Source organism: Streptomyces sp. CC224B (genome assembly GCF_030010595.1).
Lineage (GTDB): Bacteria > Actinomycetota > Actinomycetes > Streptomycetales > Streptomycetaceae > Streptomyces > Streptomyces longispororuber.
The window spans coordinates 35305-53487 of sequence record NZ_JASCXL010000046.1; the positions used below are offsets into that span (position 1 = coordinate 35305).

General features: G+C 73.7%; 14 protein-coding genes. 9 read left to right on the forward strand and 5 right to left on the reverse strand.

Annotation, left to right across the window (positions count from 1 at the left end; translation table 11 throughout):
• Both QK440_RS19670 and QK440_RS19675 read right to left on the reverse strand, forming a co-directional pair.
• A complete protein-coding gene (locus tag QK440_RS19670) occupies positions 1-990 on the reverse strand; it encodes a sugar ABC transporter permease (protein WP_282794453.1) in 990 nt (329 codons plus the stop codon).
• Positions 987-2336, reverse strand: a complete 1350-nt coding sequence (locus QK440_RS19675) for an extracellular solute-binding protein (protein ID WP_282794454.1) — start codon at positions 2334-2336, stop codon at positions 987-989. Before QK440_RS19675 ends, QK440_RS19670 begins: the two co-directional genes overlap by 4 nt.
• Before the next feature lie 732 nt (positions 2337-3068).
• On the opposite strand from QK440_RS19675, the gene QK440_RS19680 reads away from it, so the two are divergent.
• From QK440_RS19680 to QK440_RS19700, 5 genes are all read left to right on the forward strand, one after another.
• Entirely contained in the window at positions 3069-3701 is a 633-nt protein-coding gene (locus QK440_RS19680) for a LysE family transporter (RefSeq protein ID WP_282794455.1), read from the forward strand.
• A 63-nt stretch (positions 3702-3764) separates the two neighbouring features.
• Entirely contained in the window at positions 3765-4391 is a 627-nt protein-coding gene (locus QK440_RS19685; RefSeq protein WP_282794456.1) for a DUF6629 family protein, read from the forward strand.
• 167 nt (positions 4392-4558) lie between these two features.
• Positions 4559-5296 (forward strand): NAD(P)H-binding protein, encoded by a 738-nt coding sequence (locus QK440_RS19690; protein ID WP_282794457.1) that lies wholly within the window; start codon positions 4559-4561, stop codon positions 5294-5296.
• Positions 5297-5438: 142 nt separating this feature from the next.
• Complete coding sequence (locus QK440_RS19695; protein WP_282794458.1) at positions 5439-5825, forward strand: tautomerase family protein; 387 nt, start codon at positions 5439-5441, stop codon at positions 5823-5825.
• Positions 5826-6125: 300 nt separating this feature from the next.
• Entirely contained in the window at positions 6126-6743 is a 618-nt protein-coding gene (locus QK440_RS19700) for a hypothetical protein (protein WP_282794459.1), read from the forward strand.
• A gap of 175 nt (positions 6744-6918) precedes the next feature.
• Here the strand turns inward: QK440_RS19700 and QK440_RS19705 are convergent, their stop codons facing one another.
• Positions 6919-7914, reverse strand: a complete 996-nt coding sequence (locus QK440_RS19705) for a cation diffusion facilitator family transporter (RefSeq protein ID WP_282794460.1) — start codon at positions 7912-7914, stop codon at positions 6919-6921.
• 512 nt (positions 7915-8426) lie between these two features.
• On the opposite strand from QK440_RS19705, the gene QK440_RS19710 reads away from it, so the two are divergent.
• From QK440_RS19710 to QK440_RS19725, 4 genes are all read left to right on the forward strand, one after another.
• Positions 8427-9623, forward strand: a complete 1197-nt coding sequence (locus QK440_RS19710) for an ATP-grasp domain-containing protein (RefSeq protein ID WP_282794461.1) — start codon at positions 8427-8429, stop codon at positions 9621-9623.
• A 240-nt stretch (positions 9624-9863) separates the two neighbouring features.
• Positions 9864-12671 (forward strand): non-ribosomal peptide synthetase, encoded by a 2808-nt coding sequence (locus QK440_RS19715; RefSeq protein WP_282794462.1) that lies wholly within the window; start codon positions 9864-9866, stop codon positions 12669-12671.
• 46 nt (positions 12672-12717) lie between these two features.
• Positions 12718-13707, forward strand: a complete 990-nt coding sequence (locus QK440_RS19720; protein WP_282794463.1) for an NAD(P)-dependent oxidoreductase — start codon at positions 12718-12720, stop codon at positions 13705-13707.
• 85 nt (positions 13708-13792) lie between these two features.
• Positions 13793-15775, forward strand: a complete 1983-nt coding sequence (locus QK440_RS19725) for an aminotransferase class I/II-fold pyridoxal phosphate-dependent enzyme (RefSeq protein ID WP_282794464.1) — start codon at positions 13793-13795, stop codon at positions 15773-15775.
• Between the two features lie 41 nt (positions 15776-15816).
• Here the strand turns inward: QK440_RS19725 and QK440_RS19730 are convergent, their stop codons facing one another.
• Together QK440_RS19730 and QK440_RS19735 are read right to left on the reverse strand one after the other, a co-directional pair.
• Positions 15817-16260 carry a hypothetical protein gene (locus tag QK440_RS19730; protein WP_282794465.1) on the reverse strand — a complete coding sequence of 148 codons (444 nt, stop codon included), beginning with the start codon at positions 16258-16260 and terminating at the stop codon, positions 15817-15819.
• A 137-nt stretch (positions 16261-16397) separates the two neighbouring features.
• Entirely contained in the window at positions 16398-18062 is a 1665-nt protein-coding gene (locus QK440_RS19735) for an ABC-F family ATP-binding cassette domain-containing protein (protein WP_282794466.1), read from the reverse strand.
• Positions 18063-18183: the final 121 nt, after the last annotated feature.

Below are 18183 nucleotides of genomic sequence, written 5' to 3' on the forward strand. Positions count from 1 at the left end.
CTAGGCCTTCGCCCAGCCCGTGTCGGGCATCTGGCGGCGCAGGTACAGCCACGAGGAGGCGACGACGACCACCGTCAGGACCAGGGCGATCGCCGAGCCGTAGCCGACGTGGAAGAGGCGGAACGTCTCGCGGTACATGGTCAGGGCGAGGGTCTCGGAGGAGCGGGACGGGCCGCCCTGGGTGAGGATCCAGATCATGTCGAATGCCTTCAGACTGTTGACGATGGCCATGCCGACCACGACGACGGTCACGGCGCGCAGGTGCGGGAGCGTGATGTGGCGGAACATGCGCCAGCCGCTCGCGCCGTCGAGCTGGGCGGCCTCGACGGTGTCGCGGGGTAGGGCCCGCAGGCCGATGGCGAAGAGCACCACGTTCAGGCCGGTGGCCTGCCAGGTGCTCGCGACGATCAGCGCCAGGGTGTTCTGCGGCCACTCCAGGAGCCAGGTCTGCGCCCAGGAGTCGAGGCCGACGGCGCGCAGGGCCTGGTTGACGGCGCCGTCGGAGGACAGCATGAAGTACCACAGGGCCGCGGTGGCGGTCCCGGAGATCGCGAAGGGCAGCACGATCACCAGTTGGGCGGCGCCGCCCCAGCGCAGCCGGTGCGTGGCCACCGCGATGACGAGACCGGCGAGCACCGGCAGGAGCAGCGTCCCGGCCACCCACAGCAGGGTGTTGAGCAGGGAGCGGCCGAAGACGGGGTCGTCGGCGAGCCGGGCGTAGTTGTCGAAGCCGGTGAACTCGCTGGTGAAGCCGTTGTCCCCGAAGAAGCTGCCGTAGACGCTGCGGACGAACGGGTACACGAGCAGGACGCCGACGAAGGCGAACGCGGGCAGCGCCCAGGGCAGCGCGGCGAGCGGACCGCCGAGCCGGGCGCCGGGGCGTACGGCCTGGTGGGGGCTCCGCACGGGGACGCGGCGGCGGGCGCGCGGCGGGCGCGGCGCCCGGGCCCCGGGCGCGGGCGGGCCGGCGGGGGTCACCATCTCGGTCATGTCTCGGCCGCCTCCCGCCACACCTGCCAGGCGTCGTCGGCGCGGTCCTGCATGGTGCGCAGCACCTTCCGGTACGAGGACGGGTTGAGCAGAAAGCCGGCGAGGTCGTCCACGGTGGCCTCGACGAGTTCGGGCGGGCCCTGCTCCCAGAAGCGGTTGAGCAGCCACAGCCTCTCGCCGCGCACCTTCTTCTGGAGTCCGGCGATCACCGGGTTGGCGGGCGCGACCGCGGGGTTGGGGCAGCCGTCCTGGAGGGTGTCCGAGAAGGCCTTCATCACGGCCGGGTGCAGCCAGGCGCGGGTCGCGCGCACGGCCTCGTCGTGGTCGGGGCCCTTGACGGTGGCGACGAGGGCGCTGGACTCGAAGACGACGCTGGGGCGGGCCGCGGGGTCGGCCATGGGCAGCACGAAGGCGCTCATGTTCCTGCCGGGCTTGCCGCCCGCGGCCGCCAGCGTGGAGCCGAGCCAGGTGCCGCACGGCACCATGCCGACCTCGGCGTGGACCAGGGCCGCGGCGGCGTCGACGTGGTTCATGTCCATGGGCGTGAACCAGTCGTCGTCGAAGAACGTGACCAGGGTGCGCAGGGCGCGTTCGGCGCGCGGATCGGTGTAGCGGGCGCGGCCGTTCATCAGGTCCTGGTAGTAGCGCGGGTCCTGGCGGGTGAGGACCTCCTGGAACCAGATGAAGGACGGCCAGCGGCCGTCGGCGGTGCCGTGCAGCGGGGTGACGCCGTTGCGCTTGAGCCGGGCGCAGGCGGCGAGGAAGTCGTCCCAGGTGCGCGGGGGCCTCAGGCCGTGCTCGGCGAAGACCTCGGGGTTGTGGAAGAACACCCAGTACGCGAGGTTCATGGGCAGGCCGTGGACGCGGCCCCGGTCGGCGAACGCGCCCCGCAGCGAGGGGTCGGCCCACCCCTTGCGCACGGCGGCCTCCCACGCGGCGGTCAGGTCGACGGTGCCGCCGGTGCGGGCGAGGTCCTTGAGGCGGTAACCGGACCAGTACTTGAGCAGGTCCGGGGTCTTGCGGGTGCGCAGCGAGGACTTGACCACCTGCTCGAAGGACTCCAGGAGCGGGTTGACCTCCGGGACCAGGCTCAGCCCCGCCACCTCGCGCATGGCCTTCCCGGCTGCGGACATGGGCCCGGCCCAGGCGGCGCTGTCCCCGAACACGGCGACCTTGCCGCGGGGTTGGCCCCCGTCGGTGCCGCAGCCGGCGGCCAGGGTCCCGGCGACGGCGGCGACGGTTCCGGCGAGCAGGGTGCGGCGGGCCGGGCCGGACGGCCCGAGCGGTGCGGTGCGCGCGATGGGCGTGGTGGGCTCGGTGCGCGCGGTGGGCGTGGTGCCTGACATGGGCGGCCCCCAGGTGGGTCCCGAGTGTGCCGTGCGTGCGGTGCGTGCCGTGCGTGCCGTGCGTGCGGTGCGTGCGTGCGGTGCGTCTCCCGGGGTGTGCCGGGCGGTTCCGAGTGGTTCGGGAGGTGCCCCGGGGGTTCTCGGGGTTCCCGGTGCGTCTCGGCGGTGGCCGGAGGACGTTCCCCGGCCTGGTGTTAGCGTTAACACGAGCGTGAGGGAGCGTCGCGGCGGCGGGGGCGGATGTCAAGGGGCGGCGCATGGTTCGGGCCATGCGGGCGCGAGGGGCCGGGGGCGGGCGTTGAGCCGGGGGTGAACGGGGCTGCTGGGGCCGGTGCGGCAAGTGGGCTCTGTTGCGCGGCTGTTGCTTCGGCTGCCGGGTGGTTGTTCGCGTCGGCCGGTGGTGGCCTCCGCTGCCAGGAGGGGTGGCGTACCTGAAGGCCGTTGCCAGGGCTGGGTGGACCGGAGCACAGGAGCACAGGAGCAGGGTCGAGGCGAGGCGGGGCAGGGCCGGTACGCGGTCCTGCCGGGGGCGGGGCGGGCTGGCCAGGCGCGGCACGGCTCGGCCGGAGCGGGGCGCGGGGAAATCGGGTTGCCAGGGCCGGGTCCTGGCCAGCAGGCTCGGCGCATGCCCAGCGACACGACGCCCGCCCCGCTGCCCCTCGCCTCCGCCGGCCGCCCGGCACACGGGCGACAGCAGCCCGGCCGTCCGCGGAGGCCGTCGCCGCGCCCGCGGTGACCGGCCACCTGGTCGCGGGCCTCGTCGCCGGGTACGGCATCGCCGTACCGGTCGGGGCGGTCGCGACCTACCTGGTGGCGCTCACCGCCCGCACCTCGCTGCGCGTCGGCGCCTCGGCCGCGCTGGGCGTGGCGACGGCGGACGGACTGTACGCGCTGGTGGCCACGGTCGCGGGCGCCGCCGCGGCCCGGGTGGTCACACCGGCCGTCGGACCGCTGCGCCTGCTCTCCGCGGCGGTCCTGGTGTTCCTGGCCGTGCGCGCGGCCCGCGCGGCGGTGGCCCGGTACCGCGAGCCCGGGGAGGCCGCCGCGCCCCGCGCCGAGCACCCGCCGACCCCGGCCCGCGCGTACGTCACCTTCCTGGGGATCACCCTCCTGAACCCGATGACCGTCGTGTACTTCGCCGCGCTGGTGGTCGGCACCGGGACGGGCGCGGAGCCGGACCGCCTCGGCCAGGCGGTCTTCACCGGCGCCGCCTTCGCGGCGTCCGCCAGTTGGCAACTGCTGCTCGCGGGCGGCGGGGCGCTCCTGGGCCGCGCCCTGACCGGCCGCCGGGGCCGTCTGGTCACGGCGCTCACGTCGAGCGCGGTGACCACGGCGCTCGCGGCGCACCTGCTGGTCGGCGCCTGACGGCCCGGCGGGAGCGCCCGAGCCGGCGCGCTTCCGCGGCCCGGCGGTCGTACCGTTGCTGCCATGTGCTGGAGCGCCACGGCCGACCTGGTCGCGGGCACGGGCATCGCGGCCGTGGGGGTCGCCTCGGTGGCCCTGGCGGCCCGCCGCCCCCGTGACCTGCCGCTGGCCGCGCTGCCGCTCCTGCTGGGGTGGCACCAGATCACCGAGGCCGCGGTCTGGCGCGACGGCGGCGGTACCGGGCCCGCCACCGTCGCCTGGGCCGTCGTCGCGCTGCCGTTGCTCGCGCTGTGGGTGCCGGTGGCCGTGCTCTGCGCCGCGCCGCCGGGCGCGCGCCGCCGCCTGCTCGTCCCGCTGGCGGCGGGGGCCGTGACGGCGGCGGTGCTCGCCCACGCGCTGGCCACCCGCACCGTGACGGCCGAGATCCGGGGACACACCGTCGGGTACTCCCTGGGCCTGCCGTGGGCGGGCCCCACCGTCGCCGGCTACCTCTTCGCCACCATCGGCTCCCTGCTCCTGTCCCGCGACAGGGGCCTGATCGGGTTCGGCGTCCTGGTCGCCGTCGGGGCGGCGGTGTCCTTCGCGCTGTGGCGGCAGGAGTACGTCTCCACCTGGTGCGCGTCCGCCGCGCTGTGCTCGGTGGTCCTCCTGCTGTGGGCCGGACGGCGCCGCCCGCGTCCGGACGGCTGAGGAGCGGCGGCGGCAGGCCCGGGATTCCGTCGCACCTCGCCCCTACCCAGCACGGGGGTCCCGTTCTAGGGTCCCCGTCCACAGCGCCCGGGCCGGTCGGCCTCCCGCCGGCCGTTCGCGAGAGGCCGACGGTACAGCGACGGGAAGAACTCGGCGAAAGGCACATCATGAAGTGCGCGGTCATGGGCGGTACCGGTCTGATCGGGTCACAAGTCGTCACGAAGCTCACCGCGGCGGGACACGAGGCGGTGCCGCACGCGCAGTCCACCGGGGTCGACGTCATCAGCGGCCGGGGGCTGGACGCGGCGGTGGCGGGATCCGACGTCCTCGTCAACCTCACGAACTCCCCGACCTTCGACGAGGCCTCCGCGGCCTTCTTCCGGACCTCCATGGACAACCTCCTCGCCGCGGCGCGGCGCGGCGCCGTCGGCCACTTCGTCATCCTCTCGATCGTCGGCGTCGACCAGGTGCCCGAACTGGCCTACTACCGGGCCAAGACGCTCCAGGAGCACCTGCTGGCCGCGGGCCCGGTCCCGTACTCGATCGTGCGGGCGACGCAGTTCATGGAGTTCATGGACAGCGTCCTGTCGTGGACCAGCGACGGCGACACCGTCCGGCTCCCCGCCACACCGGTCCAGCCGATCGCCGCCGAGGACGTCGCCGCCGCGGTGGCGGAGGTCGCCGCCGGGCGCCCGCTGCGCGGCATCCGCAACATCGCGGGACCCGACGTCTTCCCCCTGGACGAGCTGGGCCGGCTCACCCTGTCCCGCAGGGGCGACCACCGGACCGTCGTCACGGACCCCGCCGCCGGCATGTTCGCCGCCGTCCAGGGCGACGTCCTCACCGACAGGGACGCCTACTTCGGCCCCACCCGCTACACCGACTGGCTCGCGTCACCCTCGTAACCTCGGCGTCCCCGCTCGAAAGGGTCGCGCCAACGCATGCGCGCTCCCGTCGCTCGACACTCCGCGCCCCATCCGCACTCCCCATCCGCACCCCCTCTGTACCTACTAGTATGTACATCCACTCGACGACAAGGAGCCCGTCATGCCTCTGGTCCGCATCGACGCCCTGCGCGCCGACAGCGAGCGCCTGGACGCGCTCGGCCGCGCCGTCCACGAAGCCCTGGTGGAGACGATCGGCATCCCGCCCGACGACCACTTCCAGATCCTGACGAGCCACGACGGTCACCGGAGCACCCTGCGCCACGGGAACTACCTCGGCGTGCGGCGGGACGACGGCATCGTCTACGTCATGATCGTCATGCGCGCGGGACGCACGGCCGACCGGAAGCGGGCGCTGTACCGGCGCATCGCCGAGCTGGCGGAGGAGTACGCCGGTACGGAACCGCGGAACGTCTTCGTCACCGTGCTCGAGAACCAGTCGGTCGACTGGTCACTCGGCCACGGGGAGGCGCAGTACGCCCCGGGGTGACGGCGAGCGGGGCCCGCGCGACGCGCGGGGCGTCGAGCGCGATCGGCCGGAGGTGCGAGGCAGCCAGGGGCACGTACGGACCGGGCTGCGGTCCGGTGCGTCCCCGTGCCGTGTCACGTGCGGTGTCGCGTCCCCGCCCGGCGCGGTCGCGCGTCTCTGGCCCCGTACGGTGACGTACGCCTGTTTCCGTACGGTGACATACGCGACAAGGCTGTGACGGCCGTGCGCACAACGTCAGTTGGGTGCACGGAGTCGAAGAGAGTGACAGTGCCGAGCGGCACGGAAAAAGGGGGAACACCTGTGAGCATTCGTCATCGAGGTGCACTGGTCATGGCGGCGGCCGGGCTGTGCGTGGCGGCGACCGCGGCGGTCGCGGGCCCCGCCGCGGCGGCTCCGGCCGGCGGCGGGGAGCCGCGGTTCCTCGACGCCCGCGAGCTGCCGCCGCACCCGTCGTCTGCCTGGCATGCCGGGCCCGTGACGCCGGGCCAGCCCGAGGGGCCGCCGGTGTGCGCGGGGGAGGCGCTGCCGTCGACGTCGGTGCACCGTACGTTCTGGACCGAGTTCGACACCAACGCCGTCCAGGTGACCGTGGTGGAGCGCGACGTCCAGCGCGCCAAGGAGTTCGCCGAGCTGCTGCGCAAGAAGCTCGACGGCTGCGCCGAGCGCCTGGAGAAGGAGCACCCGGACGTGAAGGCCGAGCAGAAGTACTACGGCAAGGTGAACGTGGAGGAGGGCGCCCACGTCTACGGCGTGCACACCGCCTGGGACTCGGGGGCCTCGGACGTCGGCCTCCTCGCCGTCGGCCGCGACGGGCGGACGGTGACGCTCGTCCAGTGGGGCCAGATGGGCACGCTGCCCGACGCGCCGGTGAGCAAGTTCAAGACCACCGTGAAGACGGCCGTGAACAAGCTGTACTGAGCGGAGTTGTGCTGAGTTGTGCTGTGCTGCGCTGCGCTGAGTACTGAGTTGTACTGAGCCGAGCTCGGCCCCGTGCCGCCTCGTCGGCCCCGTCGGCAGCCTGCCGGCGGGGCCGACGTGTGCTCCGGGGGCCGCTTCCGGGCCCGCGCGGGCGGCGGGCCGCTCCCCCGGGCGCCTACCGCCCTTGCGGGACGGCGCGGTGCGCCGGGCCGTGGCCGTTCGCGCAGTGGGCGGCCGCGGCCGGGGCGGGGGCGGGGTCCTCGTGGTCGATCTGCAGGGTGGTGTGCGTGAGGCCGTAGGAGTCGGCGAGGAGCTTGCCCAGGTCGCGGCGCACGGCGTGGCAGTCGCCGCCGGGGCGGACCAGGACGTGGGCGGACAGGGCCGGTTCGCCGGAGGTGATGGTCCAGATGTGCAGGTCGTGGACCTCGGCCACCGAGGGCGTCCGGGCCAGCTCGCTGCCGATCGCGTCCGGGTCCAGGCCCGCGGGCGCCGCTTCGAGGAGGATGCGGCCGGAGTCGCGGAGCAGCCCGCAGCCCGCCTTGACCATGAGGGCGACGACGAACAGCGTGGCGATGGTGTCGGCCCGCGCGAAGCCCGTCGTCATGACGACGACCCCCGCGACGGCGGTGCCGATGAAGGCGAACAGGTCGTTGAGGATGTGCTGGTAGGCGCCCTCGACGTTGAGGGAGGCCCGGTTCGCTTTGGACAGGCACCAGGTCGCGGCGAGGTTGACGGCGACGCCGGCGAGCGCGGTGACGAGCACCATCCAGCCGGTGACCTCCGGCGGACGCAGCAGCCGCTCCACGGCCTCGTAGCCGAGCCAGACCGCCGCGAGCAGCAGGGTGATGCCGTTGGCCTGCGCCGAGAGTATCTCCGCGCGCTTCAGACCGAAGGTGTACGTGCCCTTGGCTGGCCGCGCGGCCAGCCGCATCGCGATGAGCGCGAGGACGAGGGAGAAGGCGTCCGTGAGCATATGGACGGCGTCGGAAATCAGCGCCAGCGATCCGGCGAGGAAAGCGACGACCGTCTCGACGGCAATGAAAACGCCAATCAGTACGAGCGCGAGGGAAAGCCAGCGGCGATCGGCGTCGGCGGAGACCCCGTGGCCGTGCCCGGCATGGCCTCCGGCCTTGTGGTCGTGCCCGTGCTGATGCGTATGAGCGTGCCCCACGGAGAATTCCCCCCACGTCGTACCGGCGGCTTACGCACGGCAGTCAAGCGCAGTCCGACGAGAACCGCAAAGGCTGCATCGGTGACCGTTTTCAATTCCGCTACGGGAGTGTTCGCGGGAGTACCACAGGGCGGATACAAGACCACTCCAGGCCGAATTCAGTCCGGGTGGAAGGGTGTTCCGGGATTCCGCATACGCCCTCGCCCCCGAGGGCCTGGCCCCGTCACCGCCCCTCGCGGCGCCCGCCTCACCGAGGGACGATCCACCGCCATCCCGGCATACCCCTGCTTGTCCGAGCGAGTGCGACAAGGCGTCGCATACCCTCTCCCGCACCGCCGCAACTTGTGACCCACGCCACAACGAATGCCCAAAGGATCATGATGCGGCGTATCCACATCCCGGTCGGCCGTGTGCCACGATGCCGTCTGTCGTTCAACCTCTTGGAGAAACCGCCTCACGGGTTACTGAAGAATTCTTGAACGCTTCGGCTGGACGTCATACGGGGGACGAGAATGCCGACCATCATTGTTCTCGGATACAGGGACGATCTCGACCGGGCACTACGGCGACGAGGGCTGGATCCCTGGTATCTCACGCAGCCACCGGGACTTCCGCCCGGGAAAGTCCGCCACACCCGCGTCTCCGACATCGAGAACGTCCAGGAAATACTGCGGGCGGTACTCGCCGCGGACCTCGACGACGTGGCCGGGGTGCTCACCGTCCACGAGATGGGCGTCTTCGGCGCGGCCTGCCTGCGGCAGCACCTCGGGCTGCCCGGTAACACGGACGCGAGGACGGTGCCCTCCTTCCGCGACAAGTGCCTTCAGAAGCGCGCGCTGCCGTCGCACATCAGCCGCGCGCGCTGCCGGTACGTCTCCCGGGACACGCCGTTCGCCGAAGTCGTCGACGAACTGGGGGACGTCTTCGTCGTCAAACCGGCGACCGGCGCCGGTTCCCTCCGTACGACCGTCGTGCGCTCCGCCGACGCGTACGGGCGCGCCCTGGAGCTGTTTCCCGGCGACTCGGACGTCGCGGTCGTCGCCGAGTCCTTCGTCGACGCGCCCGAGGTCTACATCGACGGCGTCTGGGCGGACGGCCGCCTGCGCTGGTCGTCGATGACGCGCTACCACGACTCGCCGCTCAGCGCCGCCCACGGCGGCGTCCTGGCCGCCCACCTCCTGGACAGACGGCGGCACGAGGCGCTGTTCCGGGAAGCGGAGACGCTCGCCCGCGACGTGCTCGCACACCTGGGCGCCCCCGCGTGCGTGTTCCACCTGGAGGCCTTCGTACGGGAGTCCGGGCTGACCTTCGGCGAGTGCGCCATCCGGCTGCCCGGGGCGCTGTCCCCGCAGGTCAACGAACTCACCTACGGCGTCGACCTCTTCGACGTGGAGATCCGGCTCGCGCTCGGGCAAGGCCTCGACGGAGCGCTGCCCGTCCGGAACGGGCGCGCACCGGACCGCTTCCACGGCTACGTCCTGCTGCGCCGCCCGCGGAGCGGAACCCTCACGCGCGAGGACTTCGAGCGCGGCTTCCGCTTCGACGACCTGGCCTACTCGTCGTCGCCCGATACGCCGCCCGGCCCCTACGGGAAGGTCGGCCACGCCATCGTGTCCGACCCGGACGAGCGGGAGCTGCGACGGACCATCGAGGGCATCGTCCTCTTCAACGAGGCGGGGCGCCCCGACGCGGCCGCCCAGCTCACCTGAGTCTTCGCCTCTCCTGAGCCTTCGCCTCTCCTGAGTCTCCGCCTCCCGCGTTTCCCTTTCCCGCTGCTTCCTTTCCCCCTGCTTCCTTTACGCGCCGTTCCCTTTCCGCGCCGTTTCCCTTTCGCGCTGTTTCCCTTCTTCAGCGCTTCCCGTCTTCTGCGGTTCCCGTCCCCTCTCTCAGGTCCCGGTTCCCGGTTCGGACGGGTACTCCATCCCTGTCGGTCGGAGGTCTTCGCCCCTATGCCGGATCAACGTCCTGCTTCGACGATCTCGTACCTCCTCGAGCGCGCGGCTCACGAGGCCGCGTCCCGAGGCATCACCTTCATCGGCGGCTCGTTCCTGTCCTACGCCGAACTGTGGGACAGCGCCCGCCGGATCGCCCACGGGCTGCGCGGCCACAGTGCGCCGGGCGACCGCGCGCTGGTCGCCGCCCAGGAGCCGGAGGGCTTCGTCCGCGCCTTCTGGGGGTGCGTGCTCAGCGGCGTCGTACCGTGTCCCGTCGCGCCGCCGGCGGACGCGCCCCGGTGGCGCGCCCAACTGGAGCACCTGCGGACGCTGTTGGGCGGCCCGCTGGTGATCCTGCCGAAGGCGGCCGCCGGGGACCTGCCGGACACCGGGCTGCGGGCCGTGACCGTGGAGGAGCTGAGCCAGGCCGCGTCGGACGACGGGCCGCACCACACGGCCGCGCCCGGCGACCTCGCCCTGCTGATGCTGACCTCGGGCTCCACCGGTGCGAGCAAGGCGGTCCGGCTCACCCACGCCAATCTGCTGGCCGCGGTGGCGGGCAAGGCCGAGGCCCTGGAGACGGGTCCCGACGACACCACGATGAACTGGATCTCGCCCGACCACATCGCCGCGATCGAAGCGCACCTGCTGCCGATGTCGCACGGCGCCGACCAGGTCATGGCGACACCGGAGACGGTGCTCGCGGACCCTGTGGAGTTCGTCAGGCTGCTCGCCGCCCACCGGGTGCGCGTGACGTTCACGCCCAACTTCCTGCTCGGGCAGATCAACCAGGCGCTCGCGCGCGGAACCGCCGTGCGCCGGGCGGGTGAGCCGGGCCCGGACCTGTCCCGGGTGCGGCACATCATCTCCGGCGGCGAGGCGACCGTGACCGCCACCGCGCGGGCCTTCCTGACGGCGCTCGCGCCGTACGGGCTGTCCCCGGACGTGATCGTTCCGGCGTTCGGCATGACGGAGACGTGCGCGGGCAGCGTGTTCAACCGCGACTTCGCCGCCCGCGACCTGGGGACGGAGTTCCCGCCGCTGGGCCGCCCGGTGCGCGGGCTGAGCATCCGGATCGCCGACGGCGGCGGCACGGTGCCGGCCTCCACAGAGGACCCGGGAAGCGACGGCACGGGCGGCGGCGGACCCGAGGCGCCCGCCACCGGCCGGGCCCTCCCGTCCGAGCCGGGCGAGGTGCAGTTGCGCGGCACCATGGTCACCGCCGGGTACTTCGGGAACGACCGGGCCACGGCGGAGGCCTTCACGGCCGACGGCTGGTTCCGCACCGGCGACCTGGGCCGGCTCGACGCCACGGGCCGGCTGGCGCTGGTCGGCCGGACCAAGGACTCCGTCATCGTCAACGGCGTCAACTACCACAGCCACGACCTGGAAGCGGTCCTGGACGAGCTGCCCGAGGTGCGCCGCGGCCACGTGGCGGCGTTCCCGGTGCGCCCGGACGGGGCCGACTCCGAGCACCTGGCCCTCGCCTTCGTCCCGGCGGGCGACCCGGGCGACGACGCGGCCGTGTACCGCGCCGTCGTCGCGGTGCGCAGCTCCACGGTGATGCACTGGGGGTTCCGCCCCCAGCTCGTCCTGCCGGTCACCGCGGCCGAGATCCCCCGCGGCAACCTCAACAAGATCCAGCGCTCCCGGCTGCGGGCGGCGGTCGAGGCCGGGGGCCTGGAGCACGCGGCCCGCCGCGCGGAGCAGGTGACCACCAGGTTCCTCGGCGCCTACGTGGCCCCGGAGGGGGACGCCGAGACCACGCTGGCCGGCATCTACGCCCGCGTGCTCGCCACCCGGAAGGTGTCCGCGACCGCGAGCTTCTTCGACCTGGGCGGCACCTCGCTGGACGTGCTGCGGCTCAAGCTGGAGATCCAGGCCGCCTTCGGCATCGACGACGTCCCCATGGCCACGCTCCTCCAGGCCCCGACGGTACGCGCCCTGGCCCGCCGCCTGACCGCCGGGCGCGGCACCGGCGGGGACCGCGCCTACGACCCGCTGGTGCCGCTCCAGGTGACGGGCGAGGGCACCCCCCTGTTCTGCGTCCACCCCGGCCTCGGCGAAGTGCTGGTGTTCGTCAACCTCGCCAAGTACTTCACGGGCGAACGGCCCTTCTACGCGCTGCGGGCCCGCGGGTTCGGGCAGGGCGAGACGCACTTCGGGTCGTTCGCCGAGATGGTCGACACGTACGTCGCCGCCGTCCGGCGGACGCAGCCGCGCGGGCCCTACGCCGTCGCCGGCTACTCCTACGGCGGCGCGGTCGCCTTCGAGATCGCCAGACGTCTGGAGGCCGACGGCGACGACGTCGCCTTCGTGGGCGTCTTCAACCTGCCGCCGCACATCTCCGGCCGCATGCACGAGATCACCTTCACCGACGGCGCGATCAACCTGGCGCTGTTCCTCGAACTGATCGGCCCCGCCGACGTCGAACGGCTGACGGCGACGCTCCGCCCGCTGCCCGAGGCCGACCAGCTCGCCTTCCTGGTCGAGCAGGCGCCACCGCGCCGCCTGACCGAACTCGACCTCACCGTCGACCGGTTCGCGGCCTGGGTGCGCCTGGCGCAGAACATGGTGCACCTCGGCCGTACGTACGAGCCGTCCGGGTCGGTCGAGCGGGTGCGGGTCTTCTACTGCACTCCCCTGCGCGGCACCAAGCAGGAGTGGCTGGACGGCCAACTGCGCCGCTGGGACGACTTCACCCGCGCCCCCACCACGTACATCGAGGTCGACGGGGAGCACTACACCCTGATGAGCCCCCGGCACGTGGGGACCTTCCAGGCGACCCTGCGGCGCGAACTCGCCCGCGCCCTGGACCGATGAGCCGCCGGGGCCGCGCGGCCACCGACACGACCAGGAGGCACTGAGCATGCGAGGCAGGAAGATCCTCATCACCGGCGGCACCGGACAGGTTGCCAGGCCCGTCGCCGAGGCGCTCGCCCCCGCGAACGAGGTGTGGTGCCTGGGCCGCTTCGGCGACACGGCCGCCCGCGAGGAACTGGAGGCGCGCGGCGCCCGCACCTTCACCTGGGACATGGACTCCGGCGACCTGGACGGCCTGCCGCGCGACTTCACCCACGTCCTGCACTCGGCGGTGTACCGGGGCGGGAGCGGCGACTTCGACGGAACGGTACGCGTCAACTCCGTCGGCACCGCGCGGCTGATGACGCACTGCGCCACGGCGGAGGCGTTCCTGTACGTGTCCTCCGGGGTGGTCTACGACCGGACCGACCCCGCCCACCGCTACCGGGAGAGCGACCCCCTCGGCACGGGAGCGCCCTGGCTGCCGACGTACCCCGTCGCCAAGCTCGCCGTCGAGGGGCTGGTGCGCGGCCTCGCCGAGGCGCTCGGCCTGCCCTCGGTGATCGCCCGGCTCAACATCGCCTACGGCCCGTACGGGCACGGCGGCGTGCCCATGATCCTGTTCCGGGACATGCGGCGGGGCACGCCGTGCGCGGTGCCCCGCGAGGGCCAGAACTACTGCAACCCGCTGCACACCGACGACATCGTCCGCCAGGTGCCGCTGCTGTGGAAGGCGGCGCGGACGCGCGCGCGGGTCGTGAACTGGGGCGGTGACGAGGAGGTCGGTATGACCGACCTCCTGGAGTACATGTCCGCGCTCACCGGGGTGCCGGTCACCCTGGACCGCGGCGACCGCAGCCGGGGCACGGCGATGTTCGACCACACCCTGCGCCGCGAGCTCATCGGCGACTGCTCCGTCGGCTGGAGGGCGGGCATCGCGCGCACCGTGGCCGAGCTGTTCCCGGAGTACCGGGACCGTGTCGCCGCGTACGCCGCCACATACGCCGAGGCCGACGCCGACACCTACGCCGACGCGGGCGCGGCGGAAGCGTCCTAGCGGGCGAGGCCCCCCACGCCAGCACCCAGCACCAGCACCGCCCCCGTGACAGCGACAGCGACAGTGACACGAAGGAGTGCCCGGTATGCGCAGGACCGCAGACATCGACGCGCTGCAGCACGTGCTGTGCGCCGCGCTCGGGTCGAGGGAGCCCGTGTGCTCCCTGGCCCGACTGGGCGAGGGCGCCGCGGCGTTCGCCGCCCTCGGCCCCGCGGTCCTGGACCGCCCGACCCTGATCGGGGGTGCGGCGCCGTACGCCCCGTCCCACCCGGCGCCCTCGCACCGCTCCCTCGACGAGCTGGTCCGCCGGGCGAAGGCGCTGGAGGTGTCCCAGGTCCTCGTCCCCCATGTCCGCCGCAGCGACGACACCGGCCCGTTGCGGGAGGCGGGCTTCGTCCCCGTGGCGGCGGCCGCCGAGGGCGTGGTGCGCCTGGCCGGGCCCACCGGCCAAGCCGTCACGGCCTACGACACCGGCGGAACCGATGAAGTCGACGGGGCGGCCCGTGGGGCCGACTGGGAACGGTTCACGCTGAGTGAACTGGACGCGCGCCCGTGGGCGCGCGAAGCCTTCGCCGCCCTGCACCGGCGCGCCGACGACCGTGCCGGTGGGGGCGCGCACGGCGGGGGCTTGTACGGCGCCGCGGCTCTCGACGCGCTGGCGCGGGGGCCGTTGGGGAAGCGCACCGAGATGCTGGTGAGCCGTGCCGACGGCGCGGTGGTGCACGTCGCGCTGCTGACCGCCTCGCACAACGGCCGGGGCGTCTACGTGCTCGCCCAGGCCACGGACGACGGCGCCCCGGCCGCACGGGACGGTTCCGCGACGGCGGCGTGCCTGTGCGAGGTGTGCCTCGGCGCGCGGCGCTCCGGCCTCGACTGGGTCCACCTGGGCCGCGGGGACGCCACGCGACTGCGGCGCCTGGGCGCCGACCTGCTCGTCCCTCTGGACCACTGGCTGCGCGCCCCCGGCCTCGCGCCGGTGCCGGGTGAGGCGGAGCGGGCGGGTGAGGCGGAGGAGGCGGCCGTCACGGCCTTCGCGGCTCCGGCCGTCAGGGCGGTGCCGGTCCCGGGCCCGGCCCGGTTCCGGCGTCAGCCGCGGTTCGACCTGGTCGACCTGTCGAGCAACACCCACCCGTTCCTGGGCGCGGGGAGCCGCTACCCGCAGCTCGACACGACCGAGCTCGCCACGGCGTACCTCGCCACGCTCGGGCGGTGGCCCGGCCACGACGGGCTCGGGGCGCTGAACGCGGACCACCTGCTGTTCACCAGCGGGGCCGTCGACGGTGCCGCGCTGCTCCTGACGGCGCTGGCCTCGCCCGGCGACCGCGTGTGCGTCACGTCGCCCACCTTCCCGCTGTACGAGCACTTCGCCCGGGTCCAGTGGCTGTCCGTCGTCGACGTGCCGTTGCGCGGCGACGACGCGGCAGACCTCGACGTCGACGCGATCCTGGCCGCCGGTCCGCGGGTGACCGTCCTGTGCGACCCGAACAACCCCGTGGGGACCCGGCTCGACGAGGACCGCGTACGGGCCCTGGTGGAGCGCGGCGACGGCCTGGTGGTGATCGACGAGGCCTACGTCGAGTTCAGCGAGAAGCCGTCGTACGCCCCTCTGGTGGGGCGGTACGACAACCTCGTCGTGCTGCGGACGCTGTCGAAGGCGTGGGGGCTCGCGAGCGCGCGCTGCGGTGTCGTGCTGGCCCGGCCCGGCGTCGTCGAGGCGCTGCGCCGGGTGCAGGTGCCGTTCGGCTTCACCGACGCCTCGCAGCGCGCGGTAGGGGACCGGCTGACCCGCGCGGAGGAGGTGCTCGCCGGCGTCCGGCGCGTCCGTGCCGAGCGGGAGCGGATGGCCGCGGCGCTGGCGGAGCACCCGGCGGTGGACCGCGTGTTCCCGTCCGAGACCAACTTCCTGCTGGTGCGGCTGCGCGAGCACGAGCAGGTGCTCGACCGGCTGTACGGCGCGGGAATCCTCGTCGCCGACACCGGCCGCGCCCTGCCGGACACCTGCCGTATCTCGATCGGCGACCGGCACGCGAACGACGCCTTGCTCGAAGCGCTCCCGGCCGCCCTGTGACAAGGACGGCCGAGAAAGAGAACCACGGAGAAACGAGCCGATTAACTCCTAACTCCCGGATGAACTTCCCGGCCAGAAAGCTGGCCCTTTTCCTCGATGACCACGAAGGAAAGGACGTCGTCGCCGATGTTCTTCAGGTCGTGCAGGTGGTGACGGCCTTCGGAGCAGCGGAAGTACTGGGTGTGGCCGCGGGCGTACGTGATCTCGCGGCTGCTTCCGTCGCTGAGGTGCTGACGCGCCTTTCCACTGGTCAGGGCTATCCAGAAGTAGTCCAGGACGTGCCGGTGGACGGGGATCCGCTCCCCTGGCGCGAGGTCGGTCTGCCAGACGCGCAGGGTGCCGGTCTCCTTGAGGAGCGTCCGGCCGACGCAGCCGTTGTGGGCGTTGTCGTCGAATTCCTTCCGCAGTTGGGGGCTCCAGCGGGCGAATCCTTCGGCCACGGTCGTACTGACCAAGGAGGGGGCGGTGTGCGCGTCATGACCCACGAACCAGGTCCTTCCGGTCTCGGACGAGCCTTTCCGGTCCACCGGAATATACCGGCGGATTTCCGGGCCATGTTATAGCGAACAGCCAAGGCGAACCAGGCCGCGGCGAAAGGAAATGGACCGGTGCGAATCCAGTGCTATTCCGTACGGGAACGGGCCACCGTGAGGCGGGGCCAGTCCGCGAGGTCGCGGAGGAGTTGCCGGTCGTGCGTGGCGACGACGACGGCCGCGCTCGTGGTGCGGACGGCCGCCGTCAGCTCGTCGACGAGGGCCGGGGACAGGTGGTTGGTCGGCTCGTCGAGCAGGACGAGGCCGGGCCGTCCGGCCAGGGCCAGCGCCAGGTCCAGGCGGCGTCGCTGACCCTGCGACAGGCGCCCGACCGGTGTGCGCCGCGCCTCGGCGTCGAGCAGGCCGAGCGCGTCCAGCGGCACGGCGTCGGCGTCCCGCAGCACCCCGCGCGCCACCAGCAGGCCCGCGTGGCGGGCGTACGCGTCGCCGGCGGTGAGGTCGGGGTCCTGCTCGGCGGTCTCCTGGGCGAGCCGCACGACCCGGGCTCCCCGCGCCGTCCGCACGTACCCGTCGGTGGGTTGCAGGGCACCGGCGAGGACCGCGAGCAGCGTGGACTTCCCGGCGCCGTTCGGGCCGGTGACGAGCAGCCGGTCGCCGCCGTCGAGGGTCAGGCCGACCGGCCCTGCGAGGCGTCCCGCGACGGCGACGCCGTGCGCCCGCAGCAGCGGCGTACGCGGACGGACGCGCGGGTCCGGCCAGCGCGGTGCCGGGGGCGGCTCCGGTAGGTCGACCCGGTGCGCCGCCAGGGCCTCCCGCTGCCGGTGCAGCGCCTGGACGACGCCCGGCGCGCGCGACTGGCGCCGGTGCTTGCCGGTGCCCTTGTCGGGCCGCCAGCCGGTGGAGAGGCGGTCGCGGGCCCTCGCCACCGCGTCGGTCAGGCGCCGGTGCTCGGCCACCTGCTCGTCGTGGTCCCGTTCCCAGCGCTCGCGCTCACGCCGCCGGGCGTCCTGCCAGGCGTCGTAGCCGCCCGCGTACAGGCGAGGCCTCCCGTCCCGGGTCGGGTCGAGGTCGAGGAACCGGTCGGCGACGTCGCGCAGCAGCGCCCGGTCGTGGCTGACGACGGCCAGGCCACCGTCGTGGGCGCGCAGCGCGCGGGTCAGGAAGGCGAGGCCGTCGGCGTCGAGGTGGTTGGTCGGCTCGTCGAGCAGCAGCACGTCGTGGTGCGCGCCGAGCAGGCACGCGAGCCGGACCCGGTGGCGCTGTCCGACCGACAGCGTCGACAGCGGGCGGTCGCGGTCGGCGGGCGCCCCGAGGGAGGCCAGGGCGACGTCGACGCGCCGCTCGGCGTCCCACGCGTCGAGCCGGGTCGCGGCGTCGAGCGCGGTGGCGTAGCGGTCCTCGGCGGTGGGGTCGCCGTCGGCCAGGGCGCGGGTCGCCCCGTCCAGTGCGGCGAGGGCGGCGCGCGAGGCGGCCAGCGCCTGTGACGTGAGGGTGCCGACGGTGTCACCGGGGCGCGCGGGCAGGTCCTGGCGGGCCAGGCCGATGGTGCCGGCCCGGTGCACGGTGCCCCGGTCGGGCTCGACGAGCCCGGCGAGGACGTGCAGGAGGGTCGTCTTGCCGCGGCCGTTCTCGCCGACGACGGCGAGGCGCGACCGGGCCGGGACGGTGACCGAGACGTCGTGCAGCACGCGCCGGGATCCGCGGACGACGGTGACGCCCTCGGCGCGGACGTGCGCGGCGCCGCCCGCGTCGACGGGCAGGCAGAGGGTCTCTGGGGCGGGGTTGAGGTTCACGGGTGCTCCGCAGCTCGCAGGGAGCCGGGCAGCGAGAGGCGCCGCCCGGCGGGAACCGGGACGGCGGGCGCGGTGTCAGCAGGAAGGGGGCGCCGCCGTCAGCGGGTGGAGCGGACCTTCT